Origin of the sequence: Clostridium sp. AF29-8BH (assembly GCF_003478145.1) — a bacterium.
Lineage (GTDB): Bacteria > Bacillota > Clostridia > Lachnospirales > Lachnospiraceae > Otoolea > Otoolea fessa.
In genome coordinates this window covers 56,736-74,860 of record NZ_QUEL01000006.1, presented here as the reverse complement: position 1 = coordinate 74,860, position 18,125 = coordinate 56,736, and the positions used below count along the sequence as shown (strand labels likewise).

Below are 18,125 nucleotides of genomic sequence, written 5' to 3'. Positions count from 1 at the left end.
AAATGAAAAATGCAGCAAGAGAGGAAAGAAATATCTGGCAAAGCTAATACGATCGCTGGTTTTTCCATCCCTCTGTATCTAGGCATCCTGGCGCTGGTGGTGGTCTGTATGTATATGGACTGTCTTCCGGCAGGCTTGGTCGGCGGCATGATTGCGCTGATGGTGCTGGGCGAGGGACTCAATTTTTTGGGAAATCATACACCGGTTGTGAAAACGTACCTGGGCGGCTCGGTCATCTGTATTCTGGGGGCGGCGGTCATCCAGGCGCTGGGGCTGATTCCGGAGCAGACGCATGAGATCCTGGACAATTTTGTCAACAAAGAAGGATTTCTGGTCTTCTATATCTCAGCGCTGATCACAGGAAGTCTTTTCAATATCGACCGCGGGCTTCTGATCCGCGCAACGGTGAAACTGCTTCCGACAGCTGTCATATCGCTGGCAGTCGGCGTGATACTTTCAGGTCTGCTCGGTATGGTGATGGGGGATAGTTTTCTGGAAGGCATCCTGTATATCGGTATTCCGATGACGAGCGGCGGCATGACGGCGGGAGCAGTGCCTCTGTCGGCAATGTATTCGTCGGTTCTGGGGACGGACGCCGGACAGATCCTGACGCGGATCGCACCGGCGACGGTGCTGGGAAATTGCGTGGCGATCATTTTTGGCGGCTTAGCCAATAATATCGGCGAGCGAAAGCCATCCCTGACCGGAAATGGCTGCCTTGTCAATGACGGTCACGAAGTGAAGAAACAGCCTCCGATGAAACCGACCTTCGCACTCTTATGTACGGGGCTTTTTATTTCAATGGCATTTTATGAACTGGGGGCGCTCTGCCATCATTTTATTTCGATTGTACCGACGTATGCGTGGATGATTGTAGCAGTTGTGATTGTGAAGGGAACGGGAATCCTTTCGGAGCGCCTGGAGGACGCGGCGAGAGAGTGGGGACAGTTCGCGATCCACAGCTGGACAGCGGCGGCGCTGACCGGAATCGGGGCGACGCTGATTGATTTAAAGACGATTTTACACACGATCACTCCGTTTTATCTGCTCAGTGTCGTGCTGATTGTCGGGGCGATCACACTGACCGCCGGATTGATCGGCATCAAGATGGGATTTTATCCGCTGGAATCATCGATCGCAGCGGGGATGTGTACGACGAACATGGGCGGTTCCGGAAATGTGGCGGTGCTCAGCAGTTCGAAACGGATGGAACTGCTTCCATTTGCACAGATTGTGACGCGTTCCTGCGGAGCACTGATGCTGACGATCGGGGGCGTGCTGATACAGCTGCTGGCGAGGTAAAAAAGAATTGTGATTGACAGAGAAATGTGTCTGATAGAGGGAAAATAAGTGAAAACAGGGGAATAGAGAAATAGGGAAAAGCTGGGAGGTAGGTCTTATGAACATATTCATTGCGATCATGCTTGTATTTGCGGCAGCCGGGCTTTTGGATGAGATACTGGGAGGAAAGCTGGGGCTGATGCCGAACTTTGAAAAGGGGCTTGCCACGATGGGCGGTCTGGCGATGTCCACGGTCGGATTTTATGCGATCGGAGTTACATATGTGCAGACGCATGCGGAAGCGATTGCGGAGGCGGCAAAGCATATGCCATTTGATCCGGCGCTCATTCCAAGCTGCCTTCTGGCGCCGGATATGGGGGCGCTTGGCATGGCACAGAAGCTGGCGGCGACACCGGCGCTGGCGGCATTTACCGGTGCGATGGTAGCAGGCAGTCTGGGAATGACGGTCGGATACCAGTTGCCGGTCTTTCTGGCAGCCGTTCGAAAAGATGAAATAGGAGAGCTGATGCGGGGATTCATCTTCGGGCTGATTGCCATACCGTCTGGTCTGGCGGTCGGAGGTCTGATGCTGGGTCTGCCTGTCCGTCAGCTCTTTTTTAATATGATCCCGGTGCTGGTGCTGTGCATGGTGCTGATTGCGGCATTTGTGCTGGTTCCGGCGCTGACGATGAAGATCATGATTTTCCTCGGAAATGCGATCCGTATTTTTAGTTTTCTCCTGTTTGGTGTGGCAGTCTTTGGAATTTTCATGCCGAAGTATGCGGTTGTCGAGGATGCCTTGATTGAGGAAATGCTTTTTATGGTACTCCGGATGGTCATCGCAGCGTGCGGCGGTCTGGTGCTGTCGCAGGTGGCGTTAAAACGTCTCCAAAAGCCGATCCAGCGTATCGGAGCGGCCTTGGGTATCAATGAGGAGGCAGTTGTCGGACTGTTCCTTTCCTTTATACAGAGCCTTGCGATGCTGCCATTGTTTTCCAAGATGGATAAGCGAGGAAAAGTATTAAATGCCGCTTTCTCTGTTGCAGGTGCCTATGTGGTAGGCGGTCAGATGACCTTCGTAGCATCCCTGATACCGGGAAACTGGGTAACAGCCTATATGATCAGCAAGGTGCTGTCAGGCGGACTGGCAGTTGCCCTGGCGGTTATTTGTCTGAGAAGGTCAAAAATGATAGCAGAGTAGAGCTGGACAGGAAGTACAGTAAGGAATCGGATATTGCGATAAGAATGGGAAGATAGATAGAAAAAGAAAGAAATAAGAAAGCCCCGGCAGTTTCGCTGCCGGGGCTTTCTGCCCTTTTGGGGCTATATCATTTTCATAGAAGGCATTCATATGATGCAATGAAGACTTTTAGAGTTGTCAAACGGTTGCGAGCAATTAACAGCAGCCACAGCCTCCAAAGCTCTGCTCGGTTCTCTCAATGATCTCGTTCTGAAGCGGTTTATCCAGGTTACGGAAGTAGTCACTGTATCCGGCTACGCGGACGATCAGTTCTTTGTATTCCTCCGGGTTCTTCTGAGCTTCAATCAGAGTCTGGCGGTCGATAACGTTGAACTGCATATGATGTCCGTTCATAGCGAAGTAGGAACGAATCAGAGCAGCCAGGTTGTCAATACCCTTCTCGCCTGCGATAGCAGCCGGAGTAAACTTCTGGTTCAGCAGAGTACCACCGGTCTCACAGTGATTCATCTTGGAGCAGGATTTAACAACTGCGGTCGGTCCGTTAATATCTGCACCCTTCTCCGGAGAGATACCCTCAGACAGCGGGATATGTGCCAGACGTCCGTTCGGGCTTGCGATCATAACATCACCGAAGTATACGTGGCAGGTGGTCGGAAGCATATCTACATGATATACACCGCCTCTGGTGGTAGGTCTGCCGGTGATATAATCTTTGTACTCGTTGAATACGCTTACCATGATGTCATCTGCATAATCATCATCGTTGCCGTATTTCGGAGTCTTATTCTTAACCAGGTTCAGGATATCCTCATGACCCTTGAAGTCGTCGTTCATAGCGTCGATGAGTTCTTTCATGGTAAACTTCTGATTGTCAAATACGTTGAACTTGATAGCGGAAAGTGCATCGGAAATGGTTCCGATACCAACACCCTGGATATAGCTTGTGTTGTATCTTGCACCGCCAGCGTTGTAGTCTTTACCTTTCTTGATACAGTCATCGGTACAGATGGAAAGGAACGGAGCCGGCATCATTTCTGCGTAAATTCTCTCGATAACCAGGTTGCCGCGCATCTTAACATCGATGATGTACTCAAGCTGTGTCTTGAATGCGTTCCACAGTTCGTCATAGGATTTAAAGTCTTCTGCCTTGCCGGTGTGCGGTCCGATCTGTTTTTTGAACATTACATCGTAGCCATCATACAGAGCGAGCTGTAAGCACTTCGGGATGTTTAAGTAACCGGTCAGCCAGTAAGCCTCGGTTCCCCAAGCACCTGTCTCAACACATCCGGAGCATCCAGCGTTTCTTGCATCTACCAGAGATTTGCCCTGATTTACCAGCTCCTGAATCAGCTCATCGGTATTGTAGAATGCCGGCTGGCCCCAGCCCTGACGAGCGATCTCGCAAGCTCTCTTTAAGAACTTATCCGGAGTAACCTTGGAAATCTGAACGTTGGAGTTCGGCTGGTTCTGTCTCATATCTTCCATACAGTCAAGGATTAAGTAAGAAACAGCGTTAACTGCATCAGTACCATCTTCCTTCACACCGCCGGAGTTGATGTTTGCGAAGTCTACGTATGTACCGGACTCTTTTAAGGTTACGCCAACCTTAACCGGAGCCGGAGAGTTGAACAGTTTAACCCAGAGGCACTCAAGAAGCTCAAGAGCTCTTGTATCATCCAGAGTACCTGCAGCGGTATCTTTCTCATAGAACGGAATCAGATGCTGATCCAGACGACCCGGTGTAAATGCATCCCACGGGTTTAACTCGGTTGTAACACCAAGGTGTGTAAACCAGTACATCTGAAGTGCCTGCCAGTAGGTCTCAGGTTTGTGCTCCGGAACAACCGCACAGTTAGCTGCAATCTGCTCAAGCTCTGCTTTTCTGACCGGATCCTTCTCCTCAGCAGCTTTCTCAAGAGCCAGATCGTGATATCTCTTACCTAAGATAATGATAGCATCGCAGCAGATATCCATAGCGCGAAGTTCCTGCTCTTTGTCATAAGCTTCCGGATCATTGAAGTAGTCAAGATCTTTGATAGCCTCCTCGATCTCTTTCTTGTAGTCGCCGTAGCCCTTGATGTAGAAGTTCTTGCCGCCGGCTGTATGACCCGGTCCACGCTGCTCCATGAACTCGGTAAACATACCAACCTCATAGCAGTCTCTCCATTCCTGGGTCATAGCTTTTAAGAGATGCTCTCTGACTGCACGGTTCTTCCAGTACGGAATGATCTCTTCTTCCTGAAGCTTCAGATCGTCTTCGGTAACGGTGAAGTTAACCAGTTTACGATCATTCATAATGTGCATATCTTCGATGGTATGACAGCACAGCTCCGGGAAAGTCGGTGAACACTGAGGGTCTTTACCCTTCTCACCAACTAACAGCTCATCATCGCCTAAGTAAAGAGTTTTCTTGGAGAAGTACTCTTTCAGAACGAGAGCTCTTAAAACCGGTACGGATACGGAACCTTCGTACTCTTTGTAAACATCGGTTTCAATTTTGGCTCTTTCCAGATCCAGATGCGGCTGGGTAGAATGGCTGAGTCTTCTCAGTCTTTTAATTCTTTCGGTACATCCGCGGTCGTTGTCTTTTAACAGACCTTCTGGTGTGTTGATTACGAATGAAGTATCCATTTTTTCTGCCATTTAAATCATCCTCCTATATTGACTTTGTTGAATCCCTGTTCTTCGAACATGGACTTAAAGTGTTCCATAAGCTCGGACACCGGTACGCTCATCTCATCATCATGGTACTCCATGTCGAGGCTGGCGTATTTACCCTTTCCGATGTCATGATAAGGTAAAAGGTTTACCTGACGTGCGTGAATATTGTTTTCTTTCAGGAAATGGATGACACTTTCAATGTGTTCATCGGTTGCGTTGACCTGCTGGATAATCGGAAGCCGGATATAAAGACCTGCGCCTTCATCACTTAATTTCTTTAAGTTCTCTAGAATCAGTGAATTGTCAACGCCAATATACTTCTTGTGGTCTTCCGGATCCATCACTTTGATGTCGTAGAGAAAAACATCTACATAAGGAAGAATCCGCTTCAGATTCTCATAGTCTGTGTAGCCGCTGGTGTCGATGAAAACGCTGACACCGTTCTCGTGGAGCTTGCGACAGACCTCTTCCACATAGTCCATATGCTGGGAAGCCATAACTTCACCGCCGGAGAGTGTTACACCGCCGCCGGATTGTTCATAGAAGATTTTGTCCTTCATCGCTTCCTTGACAAGTGCATCTACCGTGTATTCCTTACCGGCTAACTCCCGGGCCTCTGTGATGCACCAGTCGGTACAGACGCCGCAGGCGGTACACTTGGAACGGTCAAATACAATCTTGCCGTCTACGATGGAATTGGCTCCCTGTTTACATTTTGCAACGCATCGACCACAGGCGGTACATTTGTGCCGATGAAAAATCAGTTCCTTATAATAATGCTGACTCTCCGGGTTGTGGCACCACATACAGTGTAAGGGACATCCCTTGAAGAAAATCGTGGTGCGGACACCATCGCCGTCGTGCGTTGAAAATTTCTGGATGTTAAATATGTAAGGAGTTTCTGCCATCCTTTCCCCCTCCTTTGCAAAAACTAGACTGTGTTCTAGTTCTGAGTCTATAATACTACAACCAACTCAAGAATACAAGAGTAAATTGAAAAAAATGTATTAATTTAATTTTTAACAGACGAATCTAAAAAATAATCATCCGATCACGCTGAAACAAGCGGAATGCGGAATGACTATAAAAGAAAATTAATATAACATATAAGATATCATAGAAAATGGGGGCTTACAATCGGCAAAAGTGAGGATATTATGCATGAAAAGAAAGTGAAAATTGTAGAAAAGATAAAATGATTTGAATATTCATAAATATAAAACAAAAACAAAAAATTAAGCACAGTTAAAAGAGCATCGCACAAATATGAAAAGGGAAAATCAAGATAGAAGTGAAAAAAGACTAAAAATCCAGAATAACAGTAGAAAAGAGCAGTAGAAAACAAAAGACAAAATAAATAAGAAGCTTGAAAAAATGAAAAAATTTCGCTCATGTGAAAGTTGCCCGGTTGACAAGAAGAATTTTGACATGGTATAGTAAAAATGTATAAGGATGTTTCGGGAAGTATTAGAAAAACCCGGACAGCAGAAGCCAGGAAAACTATATTTCGAGCTGAAAAACCTAACACAGTATATTGTCAGGGTTCACAGCCAATGGGTATCAGGGGAAACCCGGATGCCTCCCGCATTTGGAAAGAAATGCATTGGAAAGAGAAGTAGGACCTGCTGCTTATCAGGAAGAAAGGCAGCTGGTAAAAGGCGGCGCATCCTCTGCCAGAGTCTCGTTCCGATGAAATGTTTTTCAGAGTATTCTTAAACAAAAGAAGGGAGAAGAACAATTTTATGAAGAAGACAAACAGAATCATTGCATTAGCAATGGCGGCTATGACAGCATTGTCTATGACAGCCTGCTCTGGAAGTGCAAAAGAGACGACGGAGGCGGAAAGCGCCGCAGAGACAACCGCAGAGGCTGCTGAGGAAAGCAGTGCAGAGGAGACCAAGGAAGCATCCGGAGAGACGCTTCTGATGGCAACGACGACCAGTACCGATAATACGGGTCTTCTGGATTACTTAAAGCCAATCTTTTTAGAGGATACAGGTATTGACTTACAGTGGACGGCAGTAGGAACCGGTGATGCGATTCAGAAAGCAAAAGATGGTGAAGTCGATGTGATACTGGTTCATTCCAAAGCAAAAGAAGAAGAATTCGTGGAGAGCGGCTACGGTGTAGAGCGCTTCCAGGTTATGTATAATGATTTCGTGATCGTAGGACCGAAGGATGGTCCGATTGCAAAGACGGATGATATCAACGCTGCATTTAAACAGATCATGGACGAGCAGCTGACATTTGTGTCCCGTGGAGACAACTCTGGTACCCATAACAAGGAGACCGGAATCTGGGAGAAGCTGGGAATTACAGATTATGAGAGCAATCCAAACTATGTATCGGCAGGCGCTGGAATGGCTGATACACTGGCGATGGCAGATGAAAAAGGCGGCTACTGCCTGTCTGACCGTGGTACCTGGCTTGCCAAGAAGGCAGATTTCCCGGATATGGATATTGTATGTGAAGGCAGCAAGGAACTTTTAAACCAGTACGGCGTTATCGCAGTAAATCCGGAGAAATATCCGGATGTCAACAACGAGGCAGCGAATACGTTTATCAAGTGGATCTGTTCTCCGGAAATCCAGACGCTGATCGGTGAATACGGCGTAAAGGAGTACGGCGAGCCGTTATTCTTCCCGAATGCAGAGCAGAAATAGAATACTGCCGGATGATATGCGGCAGTGCAGGGATTAGCGTATTTAAACGAATAAAGCAGGCAGTTGAACCTTGCAGAATTTATAATGTATAAACAGGAAACCGGAGAAGGGAGGATGCACTTTTTCCGGTTTTCTGTCATTAAGAATTGAGAAAATGAGAACGCCTGCAGAACATAAGGTGTTTCAGTGGATATGCTGGGAGAAAAAATATGGGAAACCTGTTTTCAAAATTTTTTGGTACGGTCGGAGTGATAGATTCTATCCGGGTAACGCTGGTGATGTCTTTCTGGTCAACCTTGATTGCGTCCATGCTTGGAATTTTTCTGGGACTTGTGCTGGAGCAGACGAAATTTCCAGGAAAAAAGCTGGTAGTCCGCGTGAACCGGACCTTGATGGGAGCACCTCCGGTCGTCATCGGACTGCTCACATATATGCTTTTGAGAAAAAAAGGTCCGTTTGGGGCGCTTCGATGGGTATTTACGATCAAAGGAATGGTGGCAGCCCAGGTTCTGATCATCACTCCGATCGTCTGTGGAATGGTATATTCATATGCGGTCCGCACGGCGCCTTCGATCCGGGCGTTTGCCAGGACGATGGGAGCTGACCGGCATCAGACCGCGCGGCTTCTGCTGCGTGAAATGAAAAATGAAATTTATTTTGCGGTTGTGTCTGGATATGGGCGTTCCATCAGTGAGGTCGGGGCGGTCTTTCTGGTAGGTGGAAATATAAAAAACAGCACCCGGACAATGACAACTGCGATTTCAACCCTGAAAGGTGCAGGCGATTATTATGAAGGGGTATTTTTGGGAGTGATCCTGATGCTTCTGGCATTTGCGGTACAGACATTGGCAGAACATTTCAGACAGGAGGAGACACCGGATGAAAATCTCTAAACTGCAAAAGAAGATAGATCAGTTTACGCTTCAAATCGAGGAACTGTATCTGGAGAGCGGGAAGGTCCATGGTCTGATAGGAACCAATGGCTGCGGAAAAACAACTCTTTCCAAGCTGATACAGGGGATATTGGTTCCGGATGGTGGGAGGATTGATTACGAGGGACTGACACCCCGGGATATTACGATGACAACACAGAGACCGTATCTTTTGCATGATACGGTGTATCAGAACCTGATCTATCCGCTGAAAATACGGGGAATCCGCCCAGATGAGGCGAAGATGGATGCCTGGCTGGAACGATGTGGGCTTTTGCAGAAAAAAAATCAGTATGCTCGTTCCCTGAGCAGCGGAGAACAGCAGAAATTATCATTTATCAGGGCGCTGGTATTTGACCCTGCGTTTGTGATTGTTGATGAAACGCTTTCCAACCTGGATCCTGACAGTACAGAATTGTTTGAACAGCTGATGCGGGAGCAGCAGACGAAAAATAAGATGACATGGCTGCTAATCAGCCATCAGCTGGTGCATGTCCGCAAGATTTGTGACCAGGTACATTTTATGGAGCAGGGGAATGTTCTGGTGTCTGGAACACCGGAAGAAATCCTTCTTCACCCGTCTCACCCGTCCATACGCCGATATCTGGCAGATACAGAGGTTTCATATCGTGAAAATGAAAAAAGTTTAGAAATATGAATAAAAATGCGAGATAATTGCGCTGGATGTGAAAAAAATGAAAAGAGTTTTGCTTGGGATGATTGACACAGTTTGTGAAAATGTGGTATAATTTCTGGTAGAAAATCATGAGAAAGAGAATTGTCGCACGAGAGCGGCAGTTATACAGAGTTGATTTCGAGCTTTTCTGCCTAAGCTGTGAACCGATTGACAGGATGGAAGAAAAGCCAATGGGTATCCGGGGAAACGCGGGTGCCTCCCCGCATCAGACGATGCATTGGAAAGGAATAGCTCTCGGAAGATCGGGATGAAGCCCCGGAAGTTCTGGAAAAGAGCAGTAAATTCCGCTAGCCCAAGCAAAGCCTGATGTAGATAAGTGCATATCAGCAGAAAGCCATAAGAGGCAGACTGCATCATCAGGAACGGATACAGAGAGCGGAAGGTTTTCTGTATTCGTTTTTTTTGTTTCATTCGGAGAGGCGGTCTATGAATCCAAAGCACTTCGCGTGGATGCATACCTTCGCGAAGAAGAATCATGCCGCAAGGGAGGAACTATGAAGTTATTGAAAGTTGATACGCTGGCGCAGGCGCGGGAACGTCTGCTTGAAGCGGCAAAAGAGTGCCTGCCAGAGACGGAGCGGGTTGCGCTTGCAGATGCATCTGGCTGCATTTTAGCAGAAGATATTGTCTCTGAGGAAATGATTCCTGCATTCCGCCGTTCCAGTGTAGATGGGTATGCAGTCTGTTCAAAGGACACGGCGGGCGCAACAGAAAGTATCCCGGTTTTTCTGAAGGTGCTGGAAGAAGTAGAGATAGGACATCCGGCGGTATCAAAGATTGAACCGGGTACCTGTGCCTATGTACCGACCGGCGGCATGGTTCCGGAAGGGGCAGATGCCATGGTGATGGTAGAATACAGTGAACGGTTCGGAACAGATGAGGTTGCCCTGTATGAAAATGTTCCGTATGGAAAATGCATCGTGCTTCCGGGAGAAGATGTAAAAACCGGGGATATAGTCCTTAAAGTGGGAACCCGGATTGGCCCGGCGCAGGCGGGAACGTTGGCAGCGCTTGGCGTGGTGCAGGTGCCGGTTTTTAAACCGTGGAAGGTGGCGGTTCTATCGACGGGCGACGAACTGGTTAGGATCGATCAGGTTCCTGGACCGGGGCAGGTGCGGGATATTAATACATGGGCGCTGTCATGTTATGTGAAGAAGACAGGTCTGGAGCTTGTTTCGGCAGAGGCAGTGAAGGATGAAGAAGTGCTTTTAGAGGAGAAAATCAGGGAGGCGGTCAAAGCCTGTGATTTGATTCTGATCTCCGGAGGAAGTTCCCAGGGAAAGAAAGATATGACTATGGAGATATTAAACCGCATCTCCAAGGAGGGAGTATTTACCCATGGGCTGGCACTGAAACCGGGAAAACCGACGATTCTGGGATATGATAAAGAGAAACATACGCTGTTAGGAGGACTTCCTGGGCATCCGGCAGCAGCGCTTGCCGTTTTCCACTTATTATTTGTGTGGCTCTGGAAGCAGGTAACCGGTCAGCCGGATCAACCTCCGTTAGAAGCCTTTATGACAACGAACCTGGCGGGTGCACCCGGAAAAACAACCTGCCTGCTGGTAAAGCTTCAGATGGCTCCGCAGGGGCTGGAGGCAGAACCGGTATTTGGAAAATCAGGTTTGATTTCGACGATGGCAGAGGCAGACGGCTACGTTCTGATTGATATGAATCAGGAGGGGCTGAAGAAGGGTGAGCAGGTGAAGGTATACCGCTTTTAAAATGAATTGCTTCCAGAAGGGCGGCGGAGGATAAAGGATCGGCAGAGCCTGGTGGAAACAGAATAGAGGCAGAGATGGGAAAGAGAAATTTATATCTGAATAATACACCGGTGGAGGAGGCAAAAGCCCTTTACCAGAAAGCACTGGGGGAATTATTAAGCCCCAAGGCAGAATGGATTCCTGTGACGGAAAGCCTGCACCGGATTACAAAAGAGGCAGTCTATGCGAAATATTGTTCCCCGCTTTACAATGCGGCGGCGATGGATGGAATCGCGGTTGAGGCAGAGAAAACAAAGGGAGCATCGGAGCGGAAACCACTTACCCTATATCCAGGTACAGATTTTACAGTGGTGGATACGGGCGATCCGATTCACGCACCATGCGATGCAGTTATCATGGCGGAGGATCTGCTGGAGCAGGAGGACGGATCGGTGCAGATTACGGATGCAGCTGCATCATGGCAGCATGTGCGCCCGATCGGAGAAGATATCGTAGCGGGTGAGATGCTGATGCCCGGTTATCATGAGATACGCCCGATTGATATAGGTGTTCTCCTGTCTGGCGGAATTACAGAGATTGAGGTGTTGAAAAAGCCGTCGGTAGCGATTTTTCCGACGGGAACCGAAATCATAGAGCCGGGACAGGAACCCAGGGATGGGGACATCATCGAATCAAATTCGAGAGTGTTTGAGGCACTGGTAACGGAACATGGCGGTGCGCCCCATCGTTTTCCGCCGATTGCGGATGAATATGAAACATTGAAAGCAAAGGTGGCAGAGGCGGTTGAAAACTATGACATGGTGATTGTCAATGCCGGCTCCAGTGCAGGAACTGAAGATTTTACGGTTCATGTACTTCGAGAATTGGGGGAGGTTCTGGTACACGGGGTGGCAATCAAGCCGGGAAAACCGGTAATATTGGCGATTGTCAATGGAAAACCGGTAATCGGACTTCCGGGATATCCGGTATCCGCCTATATCAACTTTGAAAATTTTGTGATTCCTGTGCTGCAGAAACTGGCAGGACGTACAGAAACAGGCGGCACGACGGTGCGGGCTGTCATATCCAAACGCCTTGTATCATCCCTGAAACATAAAGAGTATGTGCGGGTGAAGGTGGGAGAAGTGGGTGACAAGCTCGTCGCTTCTCCACTGGCGCGCGGGGCGGGAGCAGCAATGAGCCTGGTGCGGGCAGACGGATTCTGTGTGATTCCTCAGAATAGCGAGGGGGTCGAGGCGGGAGATACCGTTGACGTAGAGCTATACCGTTCCCTGGAGGAAATTGGAAGTACGGCAGTGGCAATTGGAAGCCATGATCTGATTCTGGATGTGATGGCAGATTTGCTGCCGTGTATGTACCCGGGTAATTACCTTTCCAGTACGCATGTAGGCAGTATGGGCGGTTTAATGGCATTAAAGCGGGGAGAGGCGCATCTGGCTCCGACTCACCTGCTGGATGAAGAGACAGGAGAATATAATATTGCGATCCTGAAAAAACTGTTTGCGGGTGAAAAAATGGCACTTGTCAAGGGGGTTGAGCGAATTCAGGGAATTATCGTAAAAAAAGGAAATCCGCTTGGAATCCATGAAATTGAAGATCTACGTGGTTTGAATTATGTCAACCGACAGAGAGGAGCGGGGACAAGAGTCCTTTTTGATTATAAGCTGAAGGAAGCCGGTATTTCACCGGAAGAGATTCACGGATATGACAGAGAGGCGGCAACGCATATGGCAGTGGCGGCTGCCGTGTCCGGCGGCGATGCAGACGCGGGCATGGGAATCCAGTCGGCAGCCAGGGCAATGGGACTTGATTTTATTGAGATTGGACGGGAAGAGTATGACTTTGCGATTCCAGTCAGATTTCTGGATTTTCCACCGGTACAGCATTTTCTGGCGGTTTTGAAAAGCCGGGAGTTTGCAGAGAGAGTGGAGAAGCTCGGTGGTTATGGGCTGGCAAGAACCGGAGAAATTTTATATTTATAAAAGAGGGGATTAGATGGGAGCAGTTGTGCGTGAATTATATGTGTTCCGGCAGAGGGGACAGCCGGGAGAAGCCGTGGAGAGCGCCTGGTTCCGAAGGGGGATCGGAATGGAGGGTGACCGGCATGCAGCGGGAGGTGAAAGGCAGACTTCGCTGTTGGCGGGAGAAGCCCGGGACTGGATGGAGAAGCAGACAGAACCGGGACTCTGCTTCCGTCGCTACAAGGCAAACCTGATAACGGAGGGAATAGATACCACCCAGTTAAATACGGGGGATCTTCTGGCGGCGGGAGGGGCGGTATTCCGTGTCTCCGGGTATGGAAAAAAGTGTTTTCCAGAGTGTATTTACCATGAAAAAGGAGTTTTCTGCCGCCTTTCGGCAGGAGCCATATTTTTGGAAGTGATTCGGGACGGGTATGTATCTGTTTCGGATGAAATAATGAAATTGAACAAAAAGGAGGAACTGTGATGAGACGATTAGAGAAAGATGAATCACTCTGCATTGGATGCCACCAGTGCGAAGAAGCCTGTTCGAAGGCATTTTACAAGGTTTCGGATCCAATGAAATCCTGCATCCGCATTACCGACAAGGAGGATGGAAGCCATCATATTGCTGTGTGCACACAGTGTGGAAAATGTTCAGAAGTATGCAATACAGGTGTGATTACGGAGGATGCGAGAGGCGTTTACCGGCTGAATAAGAAAGAATGTGCCGGCTGTCTGATGTGCGTTGGATTCTGTCCGGAGAATGTTATGGTACAGTGTGATGATTATCTGGAGCCGTCCAAATGTACGGCGTGCGGATTGTGCGTAAAAGCATGTCCGACCGGAGCGATCCGTCTGGTAGAAGAGTAAAAGGAGGAGAAAGGCATGATTAAAATGTGTGATCTTCCGCGTTATGCGGACGCAGATATGGAAGAAATCAAAAAAATGAAAGAGGCCCACACGGTTCTCAATCAGGTTACATATGAGCCAAAGCCGCTGTATCATGGATATACGGATAAGCGCCTTCGAATCAATGTGACAGATAACACCATCGATATGATCGACATTCCTCAGGAGGTCAAAGAAAAATTTACCGGCGGCAAAGGTTATTGCCTGCGTTATCTGTGGGATGCAACGAATCCGGATACAAAGTGGAACTCTCCGGAAAATGCCATTACCATGTCGGCAGGACCGATTGCCGGAATCACGCAGTACGGCGGTACCGGAAAATGTCTGGTATGCAGCATTTCACCGATGACAGATATCCCGATTGATTCAAACGTCGGCGGATATTTTGGCCCATTCTTAAAATTCTCCGGATTTGATGTGATCGAGCTGACTGGAAAAGCGGAGGAAGACGTGATTATTGTCATCGATGGCAATAAGGGAACCGTTTCAATTGAAAAAGCACCGTTAGAGCATAAAGATGCACATGTACTGGGAGAAGAGCTGACAACCATGTATGCGGAGGATGACAATGATCGCAAAAACGTGGCGGTCGTATGTTCTGGTTCAGCGGCGGATCATTGCAACCTCTCTATGTTGAATTTTACATTCTATGATCCGAAAAGAAATGTAGTCCGCTTAAAACAGGCTGGACGTGGTGGTATCGGACGTGTCTTTGCGGACAAGCACATTAAAGCGCTGGTATGCCATTTTAAAGGCGTAAAAGCAAATCTGAACCATGTATATGATATCAGTATCTTGAACCGGGATGGCCTGAAATTCCATCGTGAGGTGGCGACACAGGATGACAAACAGAATTCAATGCGTAAATCCGGAACAGCATACTCCCTGCGTATCATGAGCGATTATGATATTCTGCCGACACGCAATTATAAATATGGCGGAACGGATAAGATCGATGAGATGGCACCGGAGGTATGGAGAAATAAATGGCTGACCCAGGGCGGAGCGGACGGATGCTGGTATGGATGTTCGATGGCGTGTGCTAAAACAGCCGATCAGTTTGAATTAAAGACAGGTCCGTATAAGGGACATAAAGTATGTGTGGATGGTCCGGAGTATGAGACAGCAGCCGGTGTTGGTCCGAACTGCGGCGTAACCGATCCGCAGGTAATTCTGGAAGTAAATTTCTACTGTGATACATATGGCATTGATACGATTTCCTTTGGCACCATGACTGCCTTCCTGATGGAATGCTATGAAAATGGTATCCTGAATAAGGAGAGAACCGGCGGTCTGGAGCTTGTATGGGGCAATGCAGAGGCGGAGCTGGAGCTGCTGCACCAGATGGCGCGAAACGAAGGCTTTGGCAAGATTGCGGCACTTGGAAGCCACAAGCAGAAAGAGTATTTTGCAGCGCAGGGCTGGGGCGATATGGATTTCATGAATGATATTGCGATGGAACAGAAGGGACTTGAATATTCAGAGTATGCTTCCAAAGAATCCCTGGCGCAGCAGGGCGGCTATGGTCTGACCAATAAGGGACCGCAGCATGATGAGGCATGGCTGATTTTCATGGATCAGGTAAATAACCAGATCCCTACCTTTGAGGATAAGGCGGAAGCGCTGTATTACTATCCGATGTTTAGAACCTGGTTTGGTCTTCTGGGACTTTGTAAGCTGCCGTGGAATGATATTGTACCGGCTGACAACAGCATGACCGATGAACCGGCGAAGGTACCGGAGCACGTAGATAACTATCTGGATCTTTATTATGGTGTCACTGGAACCAAGATTGATAGGGATGATATGATTAAAATGTCTGAGCGTGTCTACAATTTCCAGCGTATTTTCAACATCCGTCTGGGCAAGGGACTGCGTGCGAACGACGCGATTCCATACCGCTCCCAGGGACCGGTTACGGAAGAAGAGTATCTGTCCCGCCAGGAGCGCTACGATGGTCAGCTGGTAGAGCTGGTTGGTTTTACAAAAGAAGAAGTCGAAAAAATGTCCTTAAAGGAAAAGATGGATGCGACCAGAAAGTACAGAGAAGGGGAATATGAGAAGCTGATTGATGCGGTATATCCGAAGCGCGGCTGGAATTTAAACGGCGTTCCGACAATTGCACACCTGAAAGAGCTTGGCATGGATCTTCCGGAGCTTTTGGAAGTAGTTGAGCCGCTTCAGTAAGACTATTCATTAATACGTTGCAGAAGGGAAGTGGATATAATGGTACTGAATAACCGTCCATATCCGGACTGGCATGAAGGACTGACAATCAGGGGTGTGATGGAACACATGAAATTTACCTGGCCCAAGCTGGTCGTGAAGGTAAATGGACAGCTGGTCTGGCCAGAAGACTATGATAAAGTAACACTTGAAGAAGCAGATGATTTGAAGATTTATCATTTACTGGGGGGCGGTTGATTCAGAAAGGAGACGCTGGTTTGGAGATAGACAAAGAACGCTATAAAAGAAATATTCTCCTGCCGGAGGTAGGAGAAGAAGGACAGAAAAAGCTGGCGGAAAGCCGGGTGCTGGTAGTAGGGGCGGGGGGACTTGGATCTCCCGTCAGCCTCTATCTGGCAGCAGCAGGAGTCGGTACGATCGGGATTGCTGATTTTGACCGGGTGGATGTCAGCAATCTGCAGCGGCAAATCCTTTACAGGGAACAGGACATTGGAAAAGCAAAAGCAGAACTGGCGGCGGAGCAGCTTCAGAGCCGGAACCATTCGGTGCAGGTAGAATTATACCCAGAGGGGATTACAGCTGAAAATGCAGAAGAAATTCTTGCAAAGTTTGATGTGATTGTGGATGCTTCGGATAATTTTCCAACCCGCTATCTGCTGAGTGACACATGCATGAAGCTGGGAAAGCCGGATGTATATGGAGCTATCTGTGAATTTGCGGGACAGGTTACCGTGTTCGCATCGAACGGACCATGTCTGCGTTGTCTCTGTCCGGAGGCAGAGGATCCATCCGGAAACCCGAATTCGGCTGCTTATGGTGTGCTTGGCGTGATTCCCGGCATGATCGGGTGTATGCAGGCGGCAGAAGTATTGAAGCTTCTTTTGGGAAAGGGAGAGGCGCTGATTGGAAAAATGCTGTTCATTGATGCCAAAACGTGGTCCACGGATCTGATAGAAGTTCCGGTGCATCCCCAGTGCAGCTGCCATGCACATACTGAACTTCACCGGACGTGAAAATGGTATTAAAAATAGACACTATGAACAATCTCTTTACTTCACAGGAAAAGAATGATAAAATAAATTAAATTGTCGAAAGCAGATGAGGAAGATTATCCACTCTGCTTTCGGCTGGATTCAGGTAAACAAAAAGGTAAATTAGATGACCAGGAATGTTTCCCTGAAATTACGATTATTGAGAAGTTAAGAGGTAAAAGGCAAATGGCGAAGGGTAATAACACAAAAGCAAAAATTGCCCGTGTTGCATGGAAATTGTTTCATGAGAAGGGATATGAGGAGACGACGATCGATGAGATTATCCTGCAGTCTGGAACATCAAAGGGAAGCTTCTATCATTATTATAGTGGAAAGGATGAGCTTCTGGCATCTCTCCCAGAGATCTTTGATGCAAAGTATGAAGAGGTAATGCAGGCGCTGGATCCGGAGATGGACAGCTTTGACAAGCTTATGACGCTCTGCTTCAGTGTACATGATCTGATAGAGTCGGATATCCCGGTAGGGCTTCTGGCGTCACTCTATTCCTCACAGGTGGTGACAAAGGGGGATAAGCATCTTTTAAACCAGAACCGTTTTTACTATAAGATGGTAAATCAGCTGGTCGATGAGGGGCAGCGCCGGGGGCAGATTACCCGCAGTATGCCATATTACGAGATTGCACATATGTATGCACTCTGCGAGAGGGCAATCATCTATGATTACTGCATTTCAGACGGTGGCTATGCGCTTGGAGAGTATACAAGAAAGACAATGCCTTTGCTGTTCGGCGGAGTGCGTGTAAAGCAGGAAGTCAAATAAAAAAGCAGACGGAAAATGCTTCTTAGGGGTATTTTCTGTCTGCTTTTGTGCGTGATAGCCGCGTACAGATCAGGATAGCATTGAGTACCTTTAAA

The 18,125-nt window shown here is 48.1% G+C and carries 15 protein-coding genes and 2 riboswitches; of the genes, 13 read left to right on the top strand and 2 right to left on the bottom strand.

Going from position 1 to position 18,125, the window contains the following annotated elements:
* Positions 1-9: 9 nt before the first annotated feature.
* Positions 10-1,302 (top strand): 2-hydroxycarboxylate transporter family protein, encoded by a 1,293-nt coding sequence (locus tag DWZ16_RS05915; protein ID WP_118522454.1) that lies wholly within the window; start codon positions 10-12, stop codon positions 1,300-1,302.
* Positions 1,303-1,399: 97 nt separating this feature from the next.
* Positions 1,400-2,482, top strand: coding sequence for an ethanolamine utilization protein EutH (locus DWZ16_RS05910; protein ID WP_118522453.1), 1,083 nt, complete (start codon positions 1,400-1,402; stop codon positions 2,480-2,482).
* A gap of 195 nt (positions 2,483-2,677) precedes the next feature.
* On the opposite strand, the gene hypD is transcribed toward DWZ16_RS05910, so the two are convergent.
* Both hypD and DWZ16_RS05900 read right to left on the bottom strand, forming a co-directional pair.
* Positions 2,678-5,113 carry a trans-4-hydroxy-L-proline dehydratase gene (hypD, locus tag DWZ16_RS05905; RefSeq protein WP_243021939.1) on the bottom strand — a complete coding sequence of 812 codons (2,436 nt, stop codon included), beginning with the start codon at positions 5,111-5,113 and terminating at the stop codon, positions 2,678-2,680.
* A gap of 17 nt (positions 5,114-5,130) precedes the next feature.
* Positions 5,131-6,051: a trans-4-hydroxy-L-proline dehydratase activase gene (locus DWZ16_RS05900; protein WP_118522451.1), complete on the bottom strand. Its 921-nt coding sequence runs from the start codon at positions 6,049-6,051 to the stop codon at positions 5,131-5,133.
* 585 nt (positions 6,052-6,636) lie between these two features.
* Positions 6,637-6,758, top strand: a riboswitch (molybdenum cofactor riboswitch).
* Positions 6,759-6,885: 127 nt separating this feature from the next.
* On the opposite strand from DWZ16_RS05900, the gene DWZ16_RS05895 reads away from it, so the two are divergent.
* The 11 genes from DWZ16_RS05895 to DWZ16_RS05845 all read left to right on the top strand — a co-directional run bounded on the left by DWZ16_RS05895 (position 6,886) and on the right by DWZ16_RS05845 (position 18,030).
* Complete coding sequence (locus DWZ16_RS05895; protein WP_022360332.1) at positions 6,886-7,806, top strand: substrate-binding domain-containing protein; 921 nt, start codon at positions 6,886-6,888, stop codon at positions 7,804-7,806.
* A 209-nt stretch (positions 7,807-8,015) separates the two neighbouring features.
* Entirely contained in the window at positions 8,016-8,699 is a 684-nt protein-coding gene (locus DWZ16_RS05890; RefSeq protein ID WP_022360331.1) for an ABC transporter permease, read from the top strand.
* Positions 8,686-9,396 (top strand): ATP-binding cassette domain-containing protein, encoded by a 711-nt coding sequence (locus DWZ16_RS05885; protein WP_118522450.1) that lies wholly within the window; start codon positions 8,686-8,688, stop codon positions 9,394-9,396. The genes DWZ16_RS05890 and DWZ16_RS05885 overlap by 14 nt, the downstream gene beginning before the upstream one ends.
* Before the next feature lie 142 nt (positions 9,397-9,538).
* Positions 9,539-9,679: riboswitch (molybdenum cofactor riboswitch) on the top strand.
* A 250-nt stretch (positions 9,680-9,929) separates the two neighbouring features.
* Entirely contained in the window at positions 9,930-11,159 is a 1,230-nt protein-coding gene (glp, locus tag DWZ16_RS05880; protein ID WP_118522449.1) for a gephyrin-like molybdotransferase Glp, read from the top strand.
* A 74-nt stretch (positions 11,160-11,233) separates the two neighbouring features.
* Positions 11,234-13,141 (top strand): molybdopterin biosynthesis protein, encoded by a 1,908-nt coding sequence (locus DWZ16_RS05875; protein WP_117796064.1) that lies wholly within the window; start codon positions 11,234-11,236, stop codon positions 13,139-13,141.
* Positions 13,142-13,154: 13 nt separating this feature from the next.
* Positions 13,155-13,607: an MOSC domain-containing protein gene (locus tag DWZ16_RS05870; RefSeq protein ID WP_118468388.1), complete on the top strand. Its 453-nt coding sequence runs from the start codon at positions 13,155-13,157 to the stop codon at positions 13,605-13,607.
* On the top strand, positions 13,607-13,993 hold the full coding sequence (locus tag DWZ16_RS05865) for a 4Fe-4S binding protein (RefSeq protein WP_022360326.1): 387 nt from the start codon (positions 13,607-13,609) through the stop codon (positions 13,991-13,993). Before DWZ16_RS05870 ends, DWZ16_RS05865 begins: the two co-directional genes overlap by 1 nt.
* Positions 13,994-14,008: 15 nt before the next feature.
* Positions 14,009-16,219 carry an aldehyde ferredoxin oxidoreductase family protein gene (locus DWZ16_RS05860; protein WP_207663868.1) on the top strand — a complete coding sequence of 737 codons (2,211 nt, stop codon included), beginning with the start codon at positions 14,009-14,011 and terminating at the stop codon, positions 16,217-16,219.
* A gap of 39 nt (positions 16,220-16,258) precedes the next feature.
* A complete protein-coding gene (gene thiS, locus DWZ16_RS05855) occupies positions 16,259-16,456 on the top strand; it encodes a sulfur carrier protein ThiS (protein ID WP_022360324.1) in 198 nt (65 codons plus the stop codon).
* A gap of 20 nt (positions 16,457-16,476) precedes the next feature.
* Positions 16,477-17,232 carry a HesA/MoeB/ThiF family protein gene (locus DWZ16_RS05850; RefSeq protein ID WP_182427301.1) on the top strand — a complete coding sequence of 252 codons (756 nt, stop codon included), beginning with the start codon at positions 16,477-16,479 and terminating at the stop codon, positions 17,230-17,232.
* A 204-nt stretch (positions 17,233-17,436) separates the two neighbouring features.
* The gene (locus DWZ16_RS05845) at positions 17,437-18,030 is read left to right on the top strand and encodes a TetR/AcrR family transcriptional regulator (protein WP_107001407.1); all 594 of its coding nucleotides are present in this window, start codon (positions 17,437-17,439) and stop codon (positions 18,028-18,030) included.
* Positions 18,031-18,125 lie beyond the last annotated feature (95 nt).

Bases quoted from the DNA above. Each gene is read 5' to 3' on its own strand.
- DWZ16_RS05865 (WP_022360326.1), top strand. From the start codon at position 13,607: ATGAGACGATTAGAGAAAGATGAATCACTCTGCATTGGATGCCACCAG.
- DWZ16_RS05895 (WP_022360332.1), top strand. From the start codon at position 6,886: ATGAAGAAGACAAACAGAATCATTGCATTAGCAATGGCGGCTATGACA.
- DWZ16_RS05910 (WP_118522453.1), top strand. From the start codon at position 1,400: ATGAACATATTCATTGCGATCATGCTTGTATTTGCGGCAGCCGGGCTT.
- DWZ16_RS05845 (WP_107001407.1), top strand. From the start codon at position 17,437: ATGGCGAAGGGTAATAACACAAAAGCAAAAATTGCCCGTGTTGCATGG.
- DWZ16_RS05900 (WP_118522451.1), bottom strand. From the start codon at position 6,051: ATGGCAGAAACTCCTTACATATTTAACATCCAGAAATTTTCAACGCAC.
- thiS (WP_022360324.1), top strand. From the start codon at position 16,259: ATGGTACTGAATAACCGTCCATATCCGGACTGGCATGAAGGACTGACA.
- DWZ16_RS05885 (WP_118522450.1), top strand. From the start codon at position 8,686: ATGAAAATCTCTAAACTGCAAAAGAAGATAGATCAGTTTACGCTTCAA.
- DWZ16_RS05875 (WP_117796064.1), top strand. From the start codon at position 11,234: ATGGGAAAGAGAAATTTATATCTGAATAATACACCGGTGGAGGAGGCA.
- hypD (WP_243021939.1), bottom strand. From the start codon at position 5,113: ATGGATACTTCATTCGTAATCAACACACCAGAAGGTCTGTTAAAAGAC.
- DWZ16_RS05915 (WP_118522454.1), top strand. From the start codon at position 10: ATGCAGCAAGAGAGGAAAGAAATATCTGGCAAAGCTAATACGATCGCT.
- glp (WP_118522449.1), top strand. From the start codon at position 9,930: ATGAAGTTATTGAAAGTTGATACGCTGGCGCAGGCGCGGGAACGTCTG.
- DWZ16_RS05870 (WP_118468388.1), top strand. From the start codon at position 13,155: ATGGGAGCAGTTGTGCGTGAATTATATGTGTTCCGGCAGAGGGGACAG.
- DWZ16_RS05860 (WP_207663868.1), top strand. From the start codon at position 14,009: ATGATTAAAATGTGTGATCTTCCGCGTTATGCGGACGCAGATATGGAA.
- DWZ16_RS05890 (WP_022360331.1), top strand. From the start codon at position 8,016: ATGGGAAACCTGTTTTCAAAATTTTTTGGTACGGTCGGAGTGATAGAT.